This is a genomic window from Paenibacillus plantarum (genome assembly GCF_013141695.1).
Taxonomy (GTDB): domain Bacteria; phylum Bacillota; class Bacilli; order Paenibacillales; family NBRC-103111; genus Paenibacillus_E; species Paenibacillus_E plantarum.
In genome coordinates this window covers 25193-44645 of the sequence record NZ_WHNY01000092.1, presented here as the reverse complement: position 1 = coordinate 44645, position 19453 = coordinate 25193, and the positions used below count along the sequence as shown (strand labels likewise).

Below are 19453 nucleotides of genomic sequence, written 5' to 3'. Positions count from 1 at the left end.
TGAATCATACAAATGAAAATTATTGACGTCAGAGCTTACGGTATCCAAACGCCCGTAACAACCTCGTTTAACTGGCGTAAAGGGCTGCCGGGGTCAGGGGCCGTTCGAGAGCAGGGGATTCTGCGCATCATTACCGACGAGGGCATCGAAGGCATTGCCGTGACGCAGCGTGCCGGAATGACGGTCGATTACGTACAGCGAAGATTGAAGGGGATGCTGATCGGCAAAGACCCGCTGCTCAAAGAGAAGCTCTGGCACGAAATTTGGGAAATGGATCGGTTGGAGGAATTTCAGATCATGTACATGGGGCTGGTCGACATGGCGCTCTGGGACATTACAGCGAAAAAAGCCGGCATGCCGCTGTACCAGCTCATTGGCGGAAACAGCGATCGTGTGCAGGCGTATGCCTCCACCGTCACTTATGATACAACGGAACAATTCCTTCAAGTCGCGGATGCTTGTATCGAACGCGGTTATCGAGCGATCAAGCTTCACGCTTGGGGCGATGCACGTAAAGATGCAAAGCTTTGTCAGGATTTGCGCAATCACGTCGGTGAGGAGATCATCCTCATGTACGACGGATCTGCTGGCTTCAACCTGCAAGAAGCGATTTACCTCGGCAAGGCGTTGGAGGAAGCGGATTACCACTGGTACGAAGAACCGATGCGCGAGTTCAGCATATGGAACTACAAGAAGCTGTGTGACGAGCTAACGATTCCTATACTTGCGGCAGAAACGTCCGATGGCTGCCATTATAACGCTGCGGATTTTATTGTGCAGGGTGCTTGCGATATGATCCGCACGGGTACGCTGCTGAAGGGAGGCATCACGGGTTCGCTGCGTATCGCACATCTGGCCGACAGCTTCGGCATGAAAGCTGAAATTCATGGCGGCGATCAAGCGAACGTGCAGTTGGCCTGCGGCATTCCGAACAATTCGTTCTTCGAGGTGCTTGTTTGGGGAAAAGGGGATTCCATAGGTTTTGGTTATCCAGATGTGGATAGGGACGGTTACATTTCGGCCCCGCAAGGACCTGGCATCGGCTACACATTCGATTGGGAAGAAATAGAGCGAGAAGCCAATGTTCAGTGCTGACGGCGACCTTGGGGAAAATAATGTCTTTTCGTGGGAGGGAGTCACATGTCAAATCATCCAGATAAATCAAAGTTAGACCATGAGGAGTTTCTATCGACCTCTTTTTCGGATATCAAGGTGGGACAATTTCTGCGACCACAGGATACAGCTAAGCTCCTCAAAGAACTCGTTTGGAACTGCTTCGAACTATCCAGATTGGCATTTGGTTGGATGCCCGCCTTGGAGGACTACGAGTTAAAAATTCAACTGGGCCGCTTTGGTTATTTACATGCCATGCATGTCAAGCAATTAAGCGAGCGTATCGCGGAACTTCCAGATAAGTTGGGGTTCAAGGAGAGATCGCCTCAAGCCTTAAGAGAACTGTATGAACGTGGATCACTTGCGCCAAATTCAGAAACGTTTTTCTATAGTTATTTCGTTTTTGTCCGCAATCTGTACGACCGAATAGAGGAATTATCCCTTCGTTTAGACACCATATTGGATGCGCCTACTATGGATGTTCTTGACCTTTTACTTATGAAAAAACAAGAGCTCTTAACTACGTTGCGAAAACAATTTCAATTTGTTCCATCTGAAAGCGATCAACGACGGCAAATATTCCAAGACTGGAAATTGTATGTGTCGAATCTTTGGCATGCCTATTCAAGTAGACAGGTGTGGCCTCCTGCGCCGGGTGTTCCGCCAGCAGGACCTGTACCAGCGGAAGGCAAGCTCGATCCGAGGTTTCCGCACTACTCGCACAAGCCAGATCAATACAAGAAAGCTTACTCCGATCCAGGAATGTCTCCTCTTCAGGACAGCATTCAGCAGATGCATTATATTAACGCTACTGAAATGTCTGCTGCGGAAAGTTTAAGTTATTTATACTACGCAGTACAGAACATGCCTCTTGCATTTTATTTTGACTTAGCTCGTCATTTGTGGGATGAGACCAGACATTTTGCGATGGGGGTAAGAAGGCTTCTTCAGCTTGGTTATTCATTGGATCAGTTTCAATTTTTCAAAAGCGGTCCTGGCAAACAGGTTGAGGATAGCTGGTACGCGGATATGTATGCCAGTCTAACGATGGTTGCGGAGCCATGCTCATTTATCAAAAAGCGTAAAGCAGCGGAAGCTTTCTGGGAGTTTGGAGATGCGCTCTCTGCTATCCATTGTGAATTTGATATGGTGGATGAACGTATGCATGTCGATTTTGGAAAAAGATGGGGGCATGAGCTTTTCAAAACATTAAAGAATGATCTCATTACCGCGCAAAAGCTTTCGGAGAGAGCTAGATTAATCCGCTTGGAATATCTGGATGTCCCGCTGGAGGAACGTCAGCAAATTGCCAAGAACTTTCCGGCATTCTGCGGGTTTTCAACGGTTGAACTGTCTTATTCAAAATATTAATGGAAGCATGACAGTCGTTCAAGGAGTGGTGAACATGGAATATTCCCTATTAGGTAAAACGAACTTCCGCGTATCCAAGTTAGGACTTGGAGGGGCCCCGCTTGGTGGCGATTTTGGAGATACGACGGATGAACAGGCATTTCGGGTCATTGATGCCGCTCTTGATTTGGGTATTAATTTTATAGATACAGCACCGTTATATGGGCAAGGGGAAAGTGAAAGGAGAATCGGTCAGGGGCTGAAAGGGAAACGAAACCAAGTCATTTTAGCGACCAAAGCGGTGGTGCGCGGAGTGCCGTATACGTATGAGAATACCATGAAATCGGTGGAAGAGAGCCTGAAACGGCTGCAAACGGATTATATTGATTTAATTCAGCTGCACGAGCTGGAGTCGGTCAGTTATGAAGCTGCAATGGAAGGTACTGTGGCTGCATTCTTAAAGCTAAAAAAGGATGGGATTGTTCGTGCAATCGGGGTAAATGCAGGAAATATTGAGCGTCTAATTCCATTTGTGCAGGATGGCCTTATCGATACAATTCAAACCTTCGGAAGGTATACGCTGGTGGACTATACCGCCAAGGATGTACTGCTGCCTTTGGCAAGAGAGATGAATATCGGCGTCATTCATGGGAGCCCGCTCGGAATGGGCATTTTGACGGATCGGCCGGCGCCATTTCTTGCTAAGTATCCGGCTTTGCTGGAAGAAGCGATGAAGCGGAAGAATGAGCTGGATTTTCTGCATAAGAACGAACCCAATGGGCTAGTAGAGCCTGCAATGAGATTTAGTCTTTCATGTCCTGATATTGCGGTGACGCTTACAGGTACGACTTCGGTGGATTCATTAACGAGAAACGCTGCTTATTGTGATGGGGTAGGCTTATTATCTGAACATGTAGCTAGGGTCCTATCCTTATTTCAAGGGAAGAAATTAATGTAAGGAGAGGAGGGGGAAATATGGAAGAAATGAAGGGAAACCACTATTACGTTGCTATAAATGGCGATGACAGCAATGACGGAATCACGGAGCAGAGTCCATTTCGCACGATCAGCCAAGCAGCTCAGAGGATGGAAGCAGGGGATACTTGTTACATTCGGGAGGGTACTTATCGGGAAACGATCATTCCGACGAATAGCGGCAAGGATGGCGCACCTATCCGTTTCGAAGCTTTTCAGAGAGAACGGGTTGTAGTGAGTGGCTGCGATGAGATAACGGAATGGATGCCTCATAAAGGCTCAGTTTATAAAGGGAAAGTGACGTGGGATCTACTTGATGGCAGCGGAAATCTGGTTTTCTTCGATGAGGAACTTGGCATGGAAGCACAATGGCCGAGTCTGAAAGACCGACTGGATAAGTCGCAGTATGCAGTTGTGGATGCAGCTACTAATGAATACCCAACCTACACGCTGTATGATGAGGATTTGAAGGCATTTCCTGACGGGCACTGGGATGGAGCTATGGTGGCTTGCGTGAACGGAGTGAGCTACTTTATGTCAACGGCAAGGGTGACAGGCTTCGAAGCCGGCACTTTGTATCATGATCAGTGGGTCAGCTCCGCAGAGCATTACCGTACGCAGCCAGGTAACCTATATTTTATTACAAGAACATTGCAAGCGTTGGATACGGAAAAAGAGTGGTATTACAATGCTGACGAAAGGATGCTATATATCATTGCTCCAGGCGGGGGGCATCCATCCAGCCATACCGTCGAGGCAAAGCGCCGTGACTACGCGTTTGATTTGAGGAATAAGCAGCATATTCAGATTATCGGGGTGGATTGTCGAGGCGCATCGATGACGACGAAAGGTGCGAGCCACTGTCAAATACGGAAATCTCGTATGTATGGGCTAGATCGTTCGTTCGGGTACCGTCAGACGATTTACGGTCGGACCCATGGCATTGAACTTGGCGGATCGGATAATCTAATCCGCGATTGTGAAATTTCCCATTTTGAAGGGATCGGCGTTTATGTTTCGGATGAACGGAATGCAGTAATGAATTGCTATATTCATGACGGCAACTTTGAAGCATCCTATGCGAGCATGATCTGGTTGACAGGCTCTGAGCATAAAGTAAGCCGCTGCACCATAACGAGGGGAGGCCGGACTTCCATATCCGGTGTATTTGCGCGTTCCGTCATTGAATATTGTGATGTGTCCTTTGCAAATGCGCTAACTAAGGATTCAGGCATGATTTATCTGTTTAACCATGACTTTGACAACACACAAATTCATCATAATTGGCTGCATGACAATCTATCTGACCATCTTAGCTTTGGTTTTTACATGGATGCTTGGACGAGTGGTGTAAGCTTTTTTCGCAACGTGATTTGGAACATTCCCGAACGGGGCATGGTGCTCAATCGTCCCATTCAACGAACACTCATTTATAACAATACGTTTTACCGCAAGGCGATAGCGGATTCTTCGGTCTTCTGTTTCGATGATATGTACGGTACGCATATGGCGAACAATCTTTTTGCAGATGGAGAAATTCGCCGATGGGGTAACCACAGTGTGGTGTCACATAACCGATTTGATGTCGAGCCGTGCTTCGTGGATGCAGAGCGTGGTGATTTCAGACTTCGTCCGGAATCACCTGTCATCGGAAAGGGGACTTTTGTAGCTGGCGTGACGGATAATCATACAGGCGAAGCTCCGGATGTGGGCGCATATGAATGGGGCGGAGAAGGTTGGATTCCTGGACATGATTTCGGAAGTAGGCAGGAGTCCAAGGAAACCGGAGGGAAGGTCATCGCATTGGATCATGAAAGCCGAATCCGTAATGGTGGCTTCGAAACGGGTGCATTGGCTCCTTGGAGGAAGGCCACGGGCTCACCCCGCATTGTGTTCGAGTGTGCATGGGATTACAGCAGGAATGGGGCATACCCGTCAGTAGTTCGCAGCAACAAATATGCTGCTGTCCTTCATACGGGAGATCGTATCGAGCAATTCATTGAGGGATTAAAGCCAAATACGACTTATATGTTTTATGCGGGTATCAAATCCGGAGGTGAGTACCGATTGGCGACAGAGCATTCGGAACGGTCCTCTAGCGGATTGTGGGATAAGGAGCCAGATGGCAATTGGGCTATATACCGTGATGTCCGATATGTCGGCCCGTGGAAATCGGAGGAGTGGTTAAAGTTTTCGGACATTGATTTCGGTTCTCTAGGTAAATATGACGTCCTTTCCATCGGGTTAAATAAGATGATTGGCCCTGTTACGATTGAGGTCAGGATCGATCGATTAAATGGCGAATTGATTGGAGCCGTAGTTCAAAAGACGGATTATAATGCGACTTGGAATTACTTCGGTACACCGCTCAGCCTCATTGGAGGCGTACATGATGTGTATTTGGTTTTTTCAGGGGAAGGACAGTGTTTGGTTCATAATCTGGTGATTCATAATTCGTTTCGTGCCGCCACAGCCCGGATGTCTGTTAGTGGACATGATGCGGAAGAGGTACAACTTACCGTGAACCGCTGGAATTGGGAAAGCACGATGTCCGAGCTGTATTTCACGACGGGTGAGGGTAGGACATCTGCAACAGTAGCTATAGAGAATCTTGGAGGGCAAACCGTTATGGGGCTGCCAGGACACAATATTTATGTAGATGATTGCGGTTTATGGATCAAACCGCAGCAAATCTGAGAGGAGGTGCGATAATGAAACCCCATGCAGGTGCGTTAGCGAATTGGTTATTATCGTGGGTTCAGGATCATGGAGCGATTTACGGGTTTCATAATCATTCCGTATGGGGCTCGAATCCGTATAGATGGAGTGATTTCACATGCGGTCACAGCACATGGGCTAGTCCGCTGCTCCCCTCCTTAGCATTAATGCTGCAGCAGAAACCGGATTCAGAACTGGAAGATACCTTGCTGCGTCTCATACAGTTTCAAACGGAATCTTTTCAAATGGATGGTCAATATGCACATATCGGCTTCCAAATGGGTGAGAGTCTTTCGGTCGGATTAATTCATAATATGATGCCTAACGTTTCTCTTGGATTGACAGCCTGGTATGCGAAAGATTGGCTTCCCGAAGCCTATATGCAGCGAATACGCAGCAGCATGTCCGCTACTATGGATGCCTGTGACAGGCATTATCCTTTTGGCATCATGTATACGAATGGTAGAGCGATCAGCAATCAGGAATATGCCCGTTTATGGGGTAAGCTCCTATACGTGAAGGTTTTCGATGATCAGCGGTGGGGGGCAGAACTTCAACGTCAACTGGATAGGATGATAAAGGATTTTCATTTTATCGGACTTCCGGATCAAAATTGTACGGCTTCTTACAGGTATGCAGGGGATGCTTCAAGCACAGAGCCTGCAGAATATTACGGGCTTCTGATTGCGCCACTTGTATTGGCCTATGAGATGTATGGGCAAAAGAAATACTTGGAGCAAGCTGGTGCCCTATGCCGCCATTTGGCACGTTCAGCTTGGTATGACAGTAAAGGACAAATTCGACTGCACCGCGTCTATTATCATTCCGGGAGCAGTTGGGTCAAAATCAATGAACCCATGCTGATTGCCGGCATGGGCATGTCCTTATTTGGTATACATCAGTACTTGGCAAAACAGGAGGATGCAGAGCTCACTGCCTTCCTAAAGAAATGTGATCGCACTTATGCGAAATATCAGAACCCTCGGGGGTATTTTGCTTCCGCTACAGGTTGGCACAATGAAGCGGACGTAGCCCCGAGCAGCGCCTGGCACAGTCATGATTTATTATATTTAGTCGCCCGCCATGGGGCAGATGAAGACGTTTGGCGCGACATGAACCAACCATACAATCAAATCTCAATCCTGCTTGGAGACCGCTGCATATGGATGGAGCATAATCGTCATTGGACGATTACGGACTACCAGTCCATGGATGTCTATCAGCTGCTGGGGCACAAGGATGAACCGCGGTTTGGCCGCGATATGAGCTGGGTCGGCGGGGAGCGTAAGCTGCCCAGCCATTTTAACTTCGCGAATCGGCCAGTATTCGTGAAGACGGATGAGGGTATTTTCTTACGGAAGGGCGAGTTTACGGAACAAGATATACAGCTGTCATCGGTAGCTTCAGTACCTTATTTGGGGTTATGGTCTTAGTAGAATGGACAGTATTGAAAAAAATCTGCAAGGGAGGGGGATCGTCGCATGCTGGAGATTCGAGCATTTACGGATGTATTACTAACACACCCTATGGTGAGTGCTGGACCTATTCCAACCGCACAAGATCCGGACGGGGTTTATCCTTATGAGAGTTATGCAGAGACGAGCCGCCGCCCTATCATCAAAACGTATCAGTTCCTTACCATGGAGAATGATCGAATAAAGGTAACTGTTTGTCCTGATCTGGGAGGCAAGGTGTATTCCTTAATCCATAAAGCTTCAGGCAAGGAGGCGCTTTATTCAATTCCTGTGATCCGACCCATACGGATACTTCCCAGACATTTTTTTATTGGCGGGGGGATTGAGGTTAGCTTCCCGATATCCCATTCACCGGTGCAGATCGTGCCTGTTCACTTTCAAACCTTAGCAACAGTCAATAGGTTATTCATTTGGTGCGGGGAGCGGGAAGCTCGTTTTGGGATGCAGTGGACCGTTGAGTATTCACTGGGGGAAGACGATGATTTCTTGACACAACGAACCTATTTCTATAATCCCACGTCCGAGCCGCATCCCTGGATGTCATGGTCCAATGCAGGAGTACCCGCTCATGCGGACACTGAATTCTGGTTTCCAAATGGACCGGTGCTTTCACATGGCGATGAGATGAAAACGATCGATTGGGCTGTAGAGGGACCTAGAAAGCAGGAGGAGATTGATCGGATGATCGGTTTTTTCTGGCGCGAGCCGGACTGTCAGGCCTTTGGTGTATATACACCAAGCATCGGAAGCGGTTTATTCCATGTCGCAGACCAACGGATAACGCCTGGCATTAAATTATGGTCGGATGGCACTGGCAAACATGAAAAGTGGATTACCCAATACACGAAAAATGGGGAGCAGTGTTTAGAGATGCAAGCAGGACCCATTATGGATCAATCGATTAAGAACAGGCTGGACCCTGGAGCTTCACATGTCCATGTGGAGTTTTGGATTCCGACGGATCGACGGTTAGACATTCATTCGTTGCCGGTTCCTGTTGTTGACCTGCCAGCTCAAGAGCAAATCCCCTTATTCGGTTTTGCTCGCCCACATGAATCGGAGCTATGGGAGTGGGTCGTGGAGGCTTACAGTAAGCAGAAGTCGGAGCTTCTTCCTCTTCCTCCTGGTATAGACGATAATCGATGGGCCCTATCTGGCTATGAAGAGTTGGAGGAGGCGCTTCGTTGGGCAGCAACGGTTCAACCAGACCAATACACCTCATGGAAAATGCAATTAGGTGCATGGTATGCAGGGAAAGACCGGATTGCCGAGGCACTCACGGAGCTTGAAGCTTCGGGAGAAGACAGGGCATTGGCGCTGGCGGCTCGGTTATATCGGCGAAATATAGGAGATTTATTCAAAGCTGCTGCATGTTACCGGAGAATCCGTTCACGGGCATTCGCTTTACATCCACAAGTGACGTTTGAAAGAGATGTGACCTTAGCTGGTATTGGAGCGGAAACTCTTGAGGAGCGGGCATATTGGCTAGCTCAAACGAGTGCGTTGCAGGATGAATGGTTAGTGGAGCGGCGCGCAGCATTATTGGTGGATCAAGGGGAATTCGAGGAAGCGAAACAATTGCTTCAGTGCACCGTCTTCCAATTGGTTCATCAACGCTATGCACGCACGAAGCTCTGGCTTCGCATAATGGAGGGGCTGGGTGATCCAAGCCGAGAGGTGCCTTCTTCGTTAGGTGAGGACGATTTATTTGAATTCGGTGCTTATAGGGAATATCAAGAGGACTAGTGTCTGAAATCCAGTTGTTTTTGACAAATGAATAACCTTGTTTGACAAAGATTATTAGGGACGAGGATCCTATAATTAAGCTATAAATAGACAAATTGAGGTGCATAGCGTATGAGTAATCTAGAGGCGAATCAAGTCCACGCATTGCCATTGTTAGAAGACAGTTACGCGTTGTCGCAAGAGCAGCAGGAAAGCTATCAGCGAGATGGCCATATCGTTCTTCGCGGAGTAGCGAACGAAGCCGAGATCAATATCTATGAACCGATTATCTCCGACTTGGTGAAAACGTTGAACAACCAAGATAAACCTCTGGATCAACGTGATACGTATGGGAAGGCGTTTATCCAAATTTCGAATTTATGGGAACAAAGTGAAGCGATTGGGCGTTTCGTGTTTGCTAAGCGCTTTGCCAAAATTGCCGCTGACTTAATGGGCGTTGATGGCGTTCGTATGTATCATGATCAAGCGTTGTTTAAGGAACCGCACGGCGGTCATACCCCTTGGCATCAAGATCAAATTTATTGGCCGCTTGATACGGATAAGACGATTACAATGTGGATGCCGCTTGTGCCGATCTCGGAGGAAGTGGGGTCGATGACGTTTGCTTCCGAATCGCATCTGATGGGATACATTAATAAGATGGTTATCTCCGATGAATCCCATCGTACGCTGGCAGGCTATATCGAGGGGAAAGGGTTCGAGACCAAGTCTCATGGTGCGATGGCAGCCGGGGATGCGACGTTCCATGCGGGTTGGACACTGCACAGCGCGCCTGGAAATCCGACGGATACGATGCGCAAAGTCATGACCGTCATTTATTATGCAGATGGATTGCGGATTGCAGAACCGGATAGTAAAGCACGTGAGAGTGATTTGAAAAGGTGGTTTCCTGGCTTGAAGCCTGGGGAGCTAGCTGCTTCTGAGCTGAATCCATTGTTATACAGCCGCAAATAAGTATAAAGATCGCTTGCCCACTGTTTAAGTGAGTAAGCGATCTTTTGTTTAAGCCTGCCAGGTTACCACTTGCTCCCATGTGGGGAAGGGCAGCGGGCGCTACTAAGTTTGGCTTTGATACCCATCAAGCAGCCGCAATGGCGGCAAGTTGTGCCGTAATGATAGTCACTGCAGCTGGTGCAGACCGCGATACGGCGATCATATTCGGCTTCCGTTGTCAGCTTCAGGTTACGCACGCGTAGCGTTTCGCCAAAAAGCTTGGCGATTTCTTCAGGTGTCACGTGAACAGAGGCTGAACACCCTTTGCAATCCGAACCGACTTCCGAACTTGTTCTAGCTGAAGTATCCATTACGCAGCACTCCTACTGTAAACAAAGTGTGACCACGGAGCGGGCAGGAAGGGTCACAAGCAGAACATCATTTTCGACCCGATAATCGGTAAAAGGTCGTGTGTTCACAGCATTAGGCTCTTCGAACGTATTGTGCGCATCCATCGTATCCGAGGTGATAACCAAACCTGAGATCATTCTACCCAAGTGACCCTTGATGTCGCACTCAACTTCAAGCGTTTCGGCATGATGCAAATTACAAAGGGAAATATGTAGTTGGTTGTCTGCATTTAATGAAGCGGATGCGCTAAGTTGGTCAATTTGCTTACCATCCATTTCGTAGGAAGGGCTCACGGCATCTGTAGCAATATAGCTCGCGTCTTGATGCACCTTGTACATATCGAACACATGATAAGTCGGCGTAAGCAGCATGTCTGCACCCTCTGTAAGGATGACTGCTTGCAATACATTGACAACCTGCGCAATATTGGCCATACGTACACGATCACTGTGGTGATGGAAAAGATTTAAATTAATGCCTGCGACGAGCGCATCGCGAATCGTATTTTGCTGATAAAGGAATCCAGGGTTCGTGCCAGGCTCTACATTGTACCAAGTGCCCCATTCGTCCACGATTAAGGCAACTCTTTTGTCAGGATCATAGGTATTCATTATGGCCGAATGACGAGTAATGAGTTCATCCATGTATAGGGTTTTTTCTAAGGTATTGAACCAGTCTTGTTCATTGAAATCTGTTGCTGAGCCTTTATCTTTCCAGACGCCAGTAGGCAGGGTATAGTAATGAAGGCTGATACCATCCATATATTTGGTTGCTTCGCGCATCAAGACTTCGGTCCAATTGTAATCAGCGCTATTGGCGCCACAGGCGATTTTGAAAATCTTATTGTCCCCGTAGTTCCTTACATAGCAAGCGTATCTACGATACAAATCTGCATAGTATTCCGGACGCATGTCGCCACCGCAGCCCCAATTCTCGTTCCCTACGCCAAAATAAGTGAGCTTCCACGGCTTCTCACGGCCGTTTTCTTGACGCCAGTTCGCCATCGGAGACTCGCCGTCGAAGGTCATATATTCGACCCATTCCGACATTTCCGCCACGGTACCGCTTCCAACATTACCGCTAATATAAGGTTCAGCGCCAATCAATTCGCATAAACGTAGGAACTCGTGCGTGCCGAAATGGTTATTCTCGAGAACACCGCCCCAGTGCGTATTGATCATTCGCTTACGTTTCTCGGCTGGGCCGACACCGTCTTTCCAATGGTACTCATCAGCAAAGCAGCCGCCAGGCCAGCGGAGAACCGGAATTTGCAGTTTTTTCAGCGCTTCAAGTACATCGTTACGCATACCTTCCGTATTAGGGATAGGTGAGTCGAGTCCAACCCAGATGCCTTCATAGATACATCGTCCTAGATGCTCAGAGAAATGACCGTAAATATTTCGATTAATCGTTTGGAGCGGTGAATCCGCGTGAATCGTCAGCTTAGCCATGAAAGGTATCTACTCCTTCGTGTTTCAAATTGGTATTGGAAACCGACTCTCGACTGATCATTGCAGCCGAAAGTATGATTTGCTCCTTGCTGTTTGACACATCGGCGTGATGACGGTGAATGGCGGAAAGCAGTTCCTCGACGAGATGCTTGGCATCCAAGCTAAATGTCGTCAGTCTTGGCGATATTTGAGCGGCCAGCGGAATATCATCACAGCCAATGATGGATACGTCGTCCGGAATAGTGCGGCCATTCTCTCGAAGGCCTTGGATGCAACCAGCAGCCATCCAATCATTCACGGCGAAAATCGCATTCGGCAGCTCGGCTGTAAGTAGGAGGTTTGCTGCTCGGCGACCGCCTTCCCAGTTCATTTTCTCCGTAATGACCTGGACTTGTACGTCTTTCGTCTGACAGAAGGCAAGGAAGCCTTGCTTACGAAGTCGCGAGGAATCGTACTTATCCGGCCCTGCCAGCAGGGTGAACGAGCGATGCCCTGCATCGTATAACGTTTTGGCCGCTTTACTGCCGATCCGATCATCATCAAAATAAATTTGGATGATATCTTCTCGGTGGGCATAGCGCTGAATGGAGAAAAGCTGGCCTGCCGTCGTCTTGAGCCGATCTAATTGCTCGTCTTCCATCTGTCCGATTAGAATGAGCGGACTCTTCGGTGCAGCTTCGCGCGGCAGATCAGGGTGCACCATGGAAATTTTGATCGCTTGCTTGGCAGCTAAATTCGTAATTTCGACAAGGAAATTCGTGTAGTAAGGGTCATTTCCTTTGATATCCGATGAACACATGACATATAACGTGTCCAAGAGTACAGCCGGAACGATGTAGGTTCCTTTGCCAATTAGTTGAACAAGAAGGCCTTCTTGGACTAAGGTCTTGATTGCTGCGCGCACGCTTACCCGGCTTGCTTCGAAGGTTTCGGCCAAATCTCGCTCAGATGGAATCTTGATGAGTTGATCCTTTTGTAGAGATCGAATTTGGACACGAAGTTGTTCGATAAGTCTTTCCTTGATAAGTGGAGATTTCTCCATGTGACCAAACCACCATTCTGGGTGATACCATTTCTAATCTATATAATACCAATAAGATACCACGTGTGGTGTGGGGAAGTCTAGGTTTTTTTTTGTTGTTGTTTTGTGTGTGGTGTCATAATTACTGAGAATATTTCCAGAATTTATGAGAAGGAAATTCATAATTATTGAGTAATTAAAATACTAAATTTTACATGATAGTGACACTACAACTACAATGCGAAAAGGGAAGCAAATCAAAAATCCGGCATGGGCTCATAATGAGAAGATATATAATGCTGTAATCGATCGACCAGAAACGTCAAAGGTAAGGCATTTAGCTTCTTTAGGGAATTTTGAGAAGGCTTATTTTGGGGAAGAAGTCAGTAATGAGAAGCCCTATAATGCAATTTTGAACCTCCAACAAAACAGCATTGCCTTTGCAAAAGTTGAGTTACTTCTAGAAGCCCTGCTTGATCACGGCAAGGAGCCTCCACTTGGGGCTCTGCAATGGACAAGCATTGCTCAATTATTTGCGACTATAAACCAAGTAATACCGCCAATAAGATTTGAATAGTTGATTTTTTTTATAGAGAAAAAATTGAAAAATTGTCCGAATAATCGCAAATGATAGGGCACCTGATAAAGAAAGTAAAATTTTCTTCTTCATGATAGCTCTTCTTAAATTTTTTCTTACTTCGGATTCTTTAAATTGATTAATTTAAAGAGAGTTAAAACGAGCTTATATAGACTATTGATTGAATAAAATCACCTGAATTGATCAAAGATGTAAATAAGGGGTGATTGCTTGTTTACTTGGGATCTAATTCTGTCCTTGTCAATTTCGTTGCCTAACCTAATGCCTGCTGCAGAGAACATAGAGATCTCTCAACGGTCGCAGAGAATCTTAGAGAGTATTCGTGCAGAGAGCGAAAATACATTACAAGTGAAATGGAATCCAGTTACTCAAACGCCAGAATTACTTGATGGGAATTTAACTAAGCCTTCAGCACATTCACCTGGATGGATTACATTCAGATACCTGGAGAAGATCAAACGACTTTACGACCTGAAGCAGTTAGATCAAGATTTGAAAATTATCTCCATTGACAAGAGCGCCACTTCAACAAAGGTTACCATGCAGAGACAACTATATAAGAACCCTGTATGCGGGGATCAAATGATTGTAGAGTTAGACAGATCAGGAGTCGTGCAACGAATAAATGGCACCATACATGCAGGATTAGAAGAGCAACGCCTAGGCAGGCCAATGTACCCGGCTATATCTCTCGAAGATGCGAAACAGAAAGCCAATATACACGACGCTACACTTAAAACAACTAATCCGATCCATGAAGTTTCTTGCTATCTCCCCACTAGAAAAGGTATTCCTCTTGTTCATGTCCTCACTTATGAAAAAGGTGGACGTCAAGTATCCATTAGGATTCACTCGATGACTGGGCGAATAATCGAATAGCAATACAGTAGAGGAACTCCTTGTTAAGGAAGTTCCTTTTTCCATTCGACTTTCGTTAATAGTTGGTTTTTCATTAGTTGAAGGATGAAATCTACGTAATAATCTTTGCGGACGATGACACGATATTCGTGGTTGGTGTAGGTATAAACTAACACATCCGTGATGTCGTCATTTGATTCGAAGACTTTCTGGATACTCTTCATATCATCAAAGTGCGATGGGGTGAGAACCTTAATGGAGAATTCGATATCATTCAATACCTCATCTTCGCTAATATCAATTACATGTTGATTCCACTCATAATTGAGTTTCACGTTGCATTCCTCCTCATTGAATTAAGTATCGGACATAAATATAAATGTTTGCTAGTACAACGGAAATTAACATTAACGGAAAACCATATTTCATAAACGTAATGAATTTAATCGGGCGTCCTTCTTTCGCAGACATGCCAGCTACAATTAAGTTAGCACTTGCCCCAATTAATGTGCCGTTACCACCCAGACATGCTCCTAATGCTAGGCTTCACCACAGTGGTTCTAGATTCACTACCCCCATGTTACCCATTTCCTGAATCATAGGAATCATCGTTGCCACAAAAGGTATATTGTCTAAAAACGCCGAGGCAATGGCGCTGAGCCATAAAATCAAAATTGATGTCGCAACAGGATTCCCTCCTGTGAGTTCAATAGCATGAGCAGCTAATTTGGATATGACTCCTGTTTCCACTAAGCCTGAAACTAAGACGAACAATCCAATAAAGAAGAAGATCGTGGTCCATTCCACTTTTGTAAAAGCTTCTTCCATGGAGTGCTCTCCAGTAAGGAGCAGTAACAGGAAAGCCCCAGCTAAGGCTACAGTTGCTGATTCAAGGTGTAGCATTTGGTGGAGAAAGAAACCAATAATCGTAAGACCTAAAATGGAAAGACTTTTCATAAGTAGTTTTCGGTCTGCGATCAATTCTTTTTCATCAATTTGCATAATACTCATCTTTAACTCAGGTGTCGTCTGTATGTGCTTGCGGAATATGAATACGAAGATCGGAATTGTGACAGCCATAATGACGGCAACAATTGGAGCAAGATTGTTGATAAAGGCCATAAAGGTCAATTCCTTAACAGCACTTCCGATCATGATGTTAGGTGGGTCGCCAATTAATGTTACAGTGCCACCGATATTTGATGCGAGAATTTGAGTAATTAGAAAAGGGACGGGATTAACGCGTAATTGCCGCGTGATACTGAAGGTAACAGGAACCATGAGGAGTACGGTTGTAACGTTATCTAGAAAGGCTGATCCAATTGCCGTGATAAGGACGAGTGATACTAGAATCCTGACGGGATCACCCTTTGCCTTCTTTGCCGCGACTAGTGCAATATACTTAAATAATCCTGTTTCAGCTGTGATACTTACAATGATCATCATACCGATTAAGAGTCCAAGTGTATTGAAATCAATGTGAAGCAATGCGGATTCTTGATCAACTACACCAAGAACTACCATCAGGACACCACCGATCATTGCTACGATGGTGCGATGAATTTCGTTTTTGTAAGTAATATTCCCTAAATAACAAGTGCGCATAAAAAAAGAGCCCTTATCAAGGACTCCTAATGTCGAAAAAGAACAAAAGGAAGCCTTGGTGACAGGCTCCTCCGCAACGCAAAAATATATAGTTAGTTATCTAGAAATTGTAGAGAATAATGGTATCGATTATACTGTTAGAGATTAGACAGAAGTAATAAGTATGCGTAAGTTTTTTGTGTCCATCGTAATTTTACGCTTTCAAGGGATTGTATGTACGATATTTAACCGAAGTATCCCTATCTATTAATGAAAATAGCGAGGTTTAGAGATGATATTAAAAGGCGAGTACCCATTTTCCTTGTTGCTAAGCAGTATTATTTATTTAATTTTATTCGTATACTCTTTCCGGTTTCGTCAAAAGCCACAGTTCGTTTATTTCGTGGTGTTGATGGTGTTAATGTCGTCTCAAGGCTTGTTTAGTATCTTTGAGCTCACAGGGGGTTCTTTGGAAGATAAGTTGTTCTGGCGTAACGTACAGCAGATTCCTCTGTATCTCTCACCGGTCATGTTGCTTGGAATGATTATGTCCTTCGTGGGTACGAACAGCAAAGCCATTGTTCGGAGACTAACTATACTTATCTTCATCGTAGTGATCTATTGGATTTTGCTTTTCATAGATTCACATACCCATCTTATTCGATTGACCGTGTTTTTAGAGGACTTCCAGGGGACCCAGCGCATCGAGATGACGCGGACTCCTCTTGGGTATCTGTTCTTGGCTTTAAATAAAGCGATGGGTTTGTGGACGCTTACCTTGTTGTTGATGCATTACCGAAAAGTCGTAGGGATGCAGAGAACGCAACATATTTTATTAGTTATAGCTGTTGTTTCACCTTTTTTCTTCCCCGAGCTGGCTGGTTTAATCGGTTGGCAAGCGGGCGTGGCGGAAGCGATGCTACCGTCGGGACTCCTACTTTTTTATGCATTGTTCGTTTATAACTTCTTACAAGTCTCACCGATCGTCAAAGAAAAAGTGCTGGAAAACATGACCGAGGGCATCTTGATCGTCGACGAGAAACACTTAATTATCGACGCGAACCCTGCTGCCCATTCCATCATTCAGAGTGTAGGCGGGGATTACAAGTTGAAAGGGACCTACATAACGTCTCTCATGGCGTCTTATCCCGCTCTTCAGGCGCTATATGACTCCAAGGAGCAGGGAGAGGTCGAGATTGAAAGTGTCGGAATTCATCTTTGGATTCGGCAAGTTTCCATTCAGATGAGTGGAAAGCGTACGGGGTCACTCGTTATCTTTTCCGATATTACGCAACGCAAGACTTACCAAAATGAGCTGATTCATCAATCAAACGTGGTAAAAGAACAAGCATTAGAGTTAAAGCAAAGCCATAGCCAGCTGGAACAGGCCTATGCGGAGCTTTCTAAAGTTGATGAAGATCGCCGTCGTTTGTTCTCCGATATTTCCCATGAGCTAGGACATCCGATTACTTCGATACAAGGATATATCCGAGGCATGATTGATGGCGTTATTTCCGAAAGTAAAACGGAATATTTGCATATTGTCTATGAGAAAACATTGTACTTGCAGCGTATGTTTCATGATTTAATGGAGTTGGCACGTATCGAATCCGGACAAATACAATTTAATAAGAAAATAATTGACCTTGGTCCTTTCCTCCGAGAATTGGTTGATAGATATCGATGGGATATAGAAGATAGCGGTATTGACTTTGTATATGATGAGGGAGTACCCGCAAATTCGTATCATGCGGAGGTTGATCCTGACCGGATTGAGCAGGTATTTTGCAATTTACTTTTTAATGCCAAGAAATTTACGCCTGGCGGTGGACGAATTACCATTCAAACGTCTATTTCAATAGATAAAACGGGGTGTTTTGTGGTTGCCATGCAGGATACGGGGTCAGGAGTAGCTGAGGCAGATATTCCATATTTATTTGAACGATTCTATCAAGTGTATAAGGGAGATCGCAAGGGAAGCGGCTTAGGATTGGCAATTGTTAAGGGGATTGTGGCTTCGCACGGCGGCTATGTAGGTGTTCATAGTATTGTGGGTGAAGGAAGCCGATTCTTCTTTGGCATTCCGGTTTCGTCGATCTCAGCACCCGAACAGGGAGAGGTATGGCATGCAGAATAAAGAGAGAATTTTGATTGTTGAAGACGATCCAGATTTAAGTGAACTTATCAAGCTATATTTAGAACGTGACGGATATGAAGTGGTGAAAATAGACAAGGGGCTACAAGCAATCGTCGAATGCCAAAAAGAAACGCCGCCAGATTTGATTTTACTGGACATTATGCTTCCGGATAGCAATGGGATAGAGGTCTGCCGAATGCTTCGTCAGCATTCCAATGTTCCTATCATTTTTATCAGCAGCAGACAGGAGGCTGAAATGATGGTTCTTGGACTGGACGGAGGAGGGGATGATTATGTGCTCAAACCGTTCCATCCCAATGTATTGGTTGCGAAGGTCAAAGCCTTATTGCGTAGAGTCCATGGTCCATCCTCGGAACAATGGGAGTACGAGCATTTAAGGTATAATTATACGTCGGCTGAGCTGTTTGCTAATGGCGTAGCGATTCCGCTTTTTACAAAAGAAAGGCAGTTGTTAGAGTTTTTTCTGAGAAACCCCAATCGAATCTTTCATGCTGAGGAATTATATCAGGCGGTATGGGGATGGGATAGTCTAAGTGATCTAGGTACGGTGATGGTGTATATCCGTCATTTGCGCACCAAAATAGAACTGGACCCTTCCAAACCAAGTTTTATCGTCACTGTTCGAGGTTTTGGTTACAAGTTTGTGATGTCCTCCCGATAGTCCGCCCCTCATGCCGTCAGCCAACAATGAATTTGTACTTACCCTCGTTGGCTGAACGACACACCACATTTGTAAATATCATCTCAATGCATATTCCTGCAGAATTTAAAAATAATAGTGCTGTTTAAACTGATTTTAAACTTCCTCGTTTATACTCAAAAAAAGGAGAATTCACAAGATTTCCGTCGAATCGCCGCTCGGAATCTCCCTCCCCAACTGCATCAGGCTACCCCAATTGCATTAGATGAAGAAGATAGGATGAATGGATTGTTCGCAGTCGTTAAAGAAGCTGTAAAGCGGGCAATAAAGCCATTTTATGCAATGCTAGGGTTCGTTGTCGTGTTAAACATACACGTAATCCCTTTTTATTCCGGGCATGGTTCAGGAGGTTCGTGGATTGG

Annotated in this window: 15 protein-coding genes and 1 pseudogene; 11 read left to right on the top strand and 5 right to left on the bottom strand. The window is 45.7% G+C overall.

From position 1 onward, the window contains the following. Positions 1 to 12: 12 nt before the first annotated feature. The 7 genes from GC096_RS36340 to GC096_RS36310 all read left to right on the top strand — a co-directional run bounded on the left by GC096_RS36340 (position 13) and on the right by GC096_RS36310 (position 10331). Positions 13 to 1095, top strand: coding sequence for an enolase C-terminal domain-like protein (locus GC096_RS36340; protein WP_171637834.1), 1083 nt, complete (start codon positions 13 to 15; stop codon positions 1093 to 1095). 45 nt (positions 1096 to 1140) lie between these two features. Continuing rightward, complete coding sequence (locus GC096_RS36335; protein ID WP_171637832.1) at positions 1141 to 2484, top strand: DUF455 family protein; 1344 nt, start codon at positions 1141 to 1143, stop codon at positions 2482 to 2484. Between the two features lie 34 nt (positions 2485 to 2518). Continuing rightward, positions 2519 to 3421 carry an aldo/keto reductase gene (locus GC096_RS36330; protein ID WP_171637830.1) on the top strand — a complete coding sequence of 301 codons (903 nt, stop codon included), beginning with the start codon at positions 2519 to 2521 and terminating at the stop codon, positions 3419 to 3421. 17 nt (positions 3422 to 3438) lie between these two features. Further along, the gene (locus GC096_RS36325; RefSeq protein WP_171637828.1) at positions 3439 to 6135 is read left to right on the top strand and encodes a right-handed parallel beta-helix repeat-containing protein; all 2697 of its coding nucleotides are present in this window, start codon (positions 3439 to 3441) and stop codon (positions 6133 to 6135) included. Between the two features lie 14 nt (positions 6136 to 6149). Beyond that, entirely contained in the window at positions 6150 to 7589 is a 1440-nt protein-coding gene (locus tag GC096_RS36320; RefSeq protein ID WP_171637826.1) for a hypothetical protein, read from the top strand. A 48-nt stretch (positions 7590 to 7637) separates the two neighbouring features. Further along, on the top strand, positions 7638 to 9377 hold the full coding sequence (locus tag GC096_RS36315) for a DUF5107 domain-containing protein (RefSeq protein ID WP_171637824.1): 1740 nt from the start codon (positions 7638 to 7640) through the stop codon (positions 9375 to 9377). Positions 9378 to 9488: 111 nt separating this feature from the next. Further along, positions 9489 to 10331 (top strand): phytanoyl-CoA dioxygenase family protein, encoded by an 843-nt coding sequence (locus GC096_RS36310; RefSeq protein ID WP_171637822.1) that lies wholly within the window; start codon positions 9489 to 9491, stop codon positions 10329 to 10331. Positions 10332 to 10393: 62 nt separating this feature from the next. Here GC096_RS36310 and GC096_RS39635 read toward each other — a convergent pair whose 3' ends face one another. Genes GC096_RS39635 through GC096_RS36295 form a run of 3 tightly spaced genes read right to left on the bottom strand, consistent with a single transcriptional unit; the run spans position 10394 to position 13214 of the window. Continuing rightward, positions 10394 to 10681, bottom strand: a complete 288-nt coding sequence (locus tag GC096_RS39635; RefSeq protein WP_376769554.1) for a DUF6171 family protein — start codon at positions 10679 to 10681, stop codon at positions 10394 to 10396. Between the two features lie 12 nt (positions 10682 to 10693). Continuing rightward, positions 10694 to 12172, bottom strand: coding sequence for an alpha-N-arabinofuranosidase (locus GC096_RS36300; RefSeq protein WP_171637818.1), 1479 nt, complete (start codon positions 12170 to 12172; stop codon positions 10694 to 10696). Next, positions 12165 to 13214, bottom strand: a complete 1050-nt coding sequence (locus tag GC096_RS36295) for a GntR family transcriptional regulator (RefSeq protein ID WP_171637816.1) — start codon at positions 13212 to 13214, stop codon at positions 12165 to 12167. Before GC096_RS36295 ends, GC096_RS36300 begins: the two co-directional genes overlap by 8 nt. A gap of 217 nt (positions 13215 to 13431) precedes the next feature. On the opposite strand from GC096_RS36295, the gene GC096_RS36290 reads away from it, so the two are divergent. Further along, on the top strand, positions 13432 to 13770 hold the full coding sequence (locus tag GC096_RS36290; RefSeq protein ID WP_171637814.1) for a hypothetical protein: 339 nt from the start codon (positions 13432 to 13434) through the stop codon (positions 13768 to 13770). A gap of 231 nt (positions 13771 to 14001) precedes the next feature. Then, positions 14002 to 14670, top strand: a complete 669-nt coding sequence (locus tag GC096_RS36285; RefSeq protein WP_171637812.1) for a hypothetical protein — start codon at positions 14002 to 14004, stop codon at positions 14668 to 14670. 23 nt (positions 14671 to 14693) lie between these two features. Here the strand turns inward: GC096_RS36285 and GC096_RS36280 are convergent, their stop codons facing one another. Continuing rightward, positions 14694 to 14984: a hypothetical protein gene (locus GC096_RS36280; protein ID WP_171637810.1), complete on the bottom strand. Its 291-nt coding sequence runs from the start codon at positions 14982 to 14984 to the stop codon at positions 14694 to 14696. Between the two features lie 13 nt (positions 14985 to 14997). Beyond that, positions 14998 to 16254: pseudogene (locus tag GC096_RS36275) on the bottom strand (ArsB/NhaD family transporter). 271 nt (positions 16255 to 16525) lie between these two features. On the opposite strand from GC096_RS36275, the gene GC096_RS36270 reads away from it, so the two are divergent. Next, the gene (locus GC096_RS36270) at positions 16526 to 18370 is read left to right on the top strand and encodes an ATP-binding protein (RefSeq protein WP_171637808.1); all 1845 of its coding nucleotides are present in this window, start codon (positions 16526 to 16528) and stop codon (positions 18368 to 18370) included. Next, positions 18360 to 19052, top strand: coding sequence for a response regulator (locus tag GC096_RS36265; RefSeq protein WP_171637806.1), 693 nt, complete (start codon positions 18360 to 18362; stop codon positions 19050 to 19052). The genes GC096_RS36270 and GC096_RS36265 overlap by 11 nt, the downstream gene beginning before the upstream one ends. The last annotated feature ends 401 nt before the right edge of the window (positions 19053 to 19453 follow it).

Bases quoted from the DNA above. Each gene is read 5' to 3' on its own strand.
- GC096_RS36325 (WP_171637828.1), top strand. From the start codon at position 3,439: ATGGAAGAAATGAAGGGAAACCACTATTACGTTGCTATAAATGGCGAT.
- GC096_RS36335 (WP_171637832.1), top strand. From the start codon at position 1,141: ATGTCAAATCATCCAGATAAATCAAAGTTAGACCATGAGGAGTTTCTA.
- GC096_RS36320 (WP_171637826.1), top strand. From the start codon at position 6,150: ATGAAACCCCATGCAGGTGCGTTAGCGAATTGGTTATTATCGTGGGTT.
- GC096_RS36295 (WP_171637816.1), bottom strand. From the start codon at position 13,214: ATGGAGAAATCTCCACTTATCAAGGAAAGACTTATCGAACAACTTCGT.
- GC096_RS36265 (WP_171637806.1), top strand. From the start codon at position 18,360: ATGCAGAATAAAGAGAGAATTTTGATTGTTGAAGACGATCCAGATTTA.
- GC096_RS36315 (WP_171637824.1), top strand. From the start codon at position 7,638: ATGCTGGAGATTCGAGCATTTACGGATGTATTACTAACACACCCTATG.
- GC096_RS39635 (WP_376769554.1), bottom strand. From the start codon at position 10,681: ATGGATACTTCAGCTAGAACAAGTTCGGAAGTCGGTTCGGATTGCAAA.
- GC096_RS36340 (WP_171637834.1), top strand. From the start codon at position 13: ATGAAAATTATTGACGTCAGAGCTTACGGTATCCAAACGCCCGTAACA.
- GC096_RS36300 (WP_171637818.1), bottom strand. From the start codon at position 12,172: ATGGCTAAGCTGACGATTCACGCGGATTCACCGCTCCAAACGATTAAT.
- GC096_RS36290 (WP_171637814.1), top strand. From the start codon at position 13,432: ATGCGAAAAGGGAAGCAAATCAAAAATCCGGCATGGGCTCATAATGAG.
- GC096_RS36270 (WP_171637808.1), top strand. From the start codon at position 16,526: ATGATATTAAAAGGCGAGTACCCATTTTCCTTGTTGCTAAGCAGTATT.
- GC096_RS36310 (WP_171637822.1), top strand. From the start codon at position 9,489: ATGAGTAATCTAGAGGCGAATCAAGTCCACGCATTGCCATTGTTAGAA.
- GC096_RS36330 (WP_171637830.1), top strand. From the start codon at position 2,519: ATGGAATATTCCCTATTAGGTAAAACGAACTTCCGCGTATCCAAGTTA.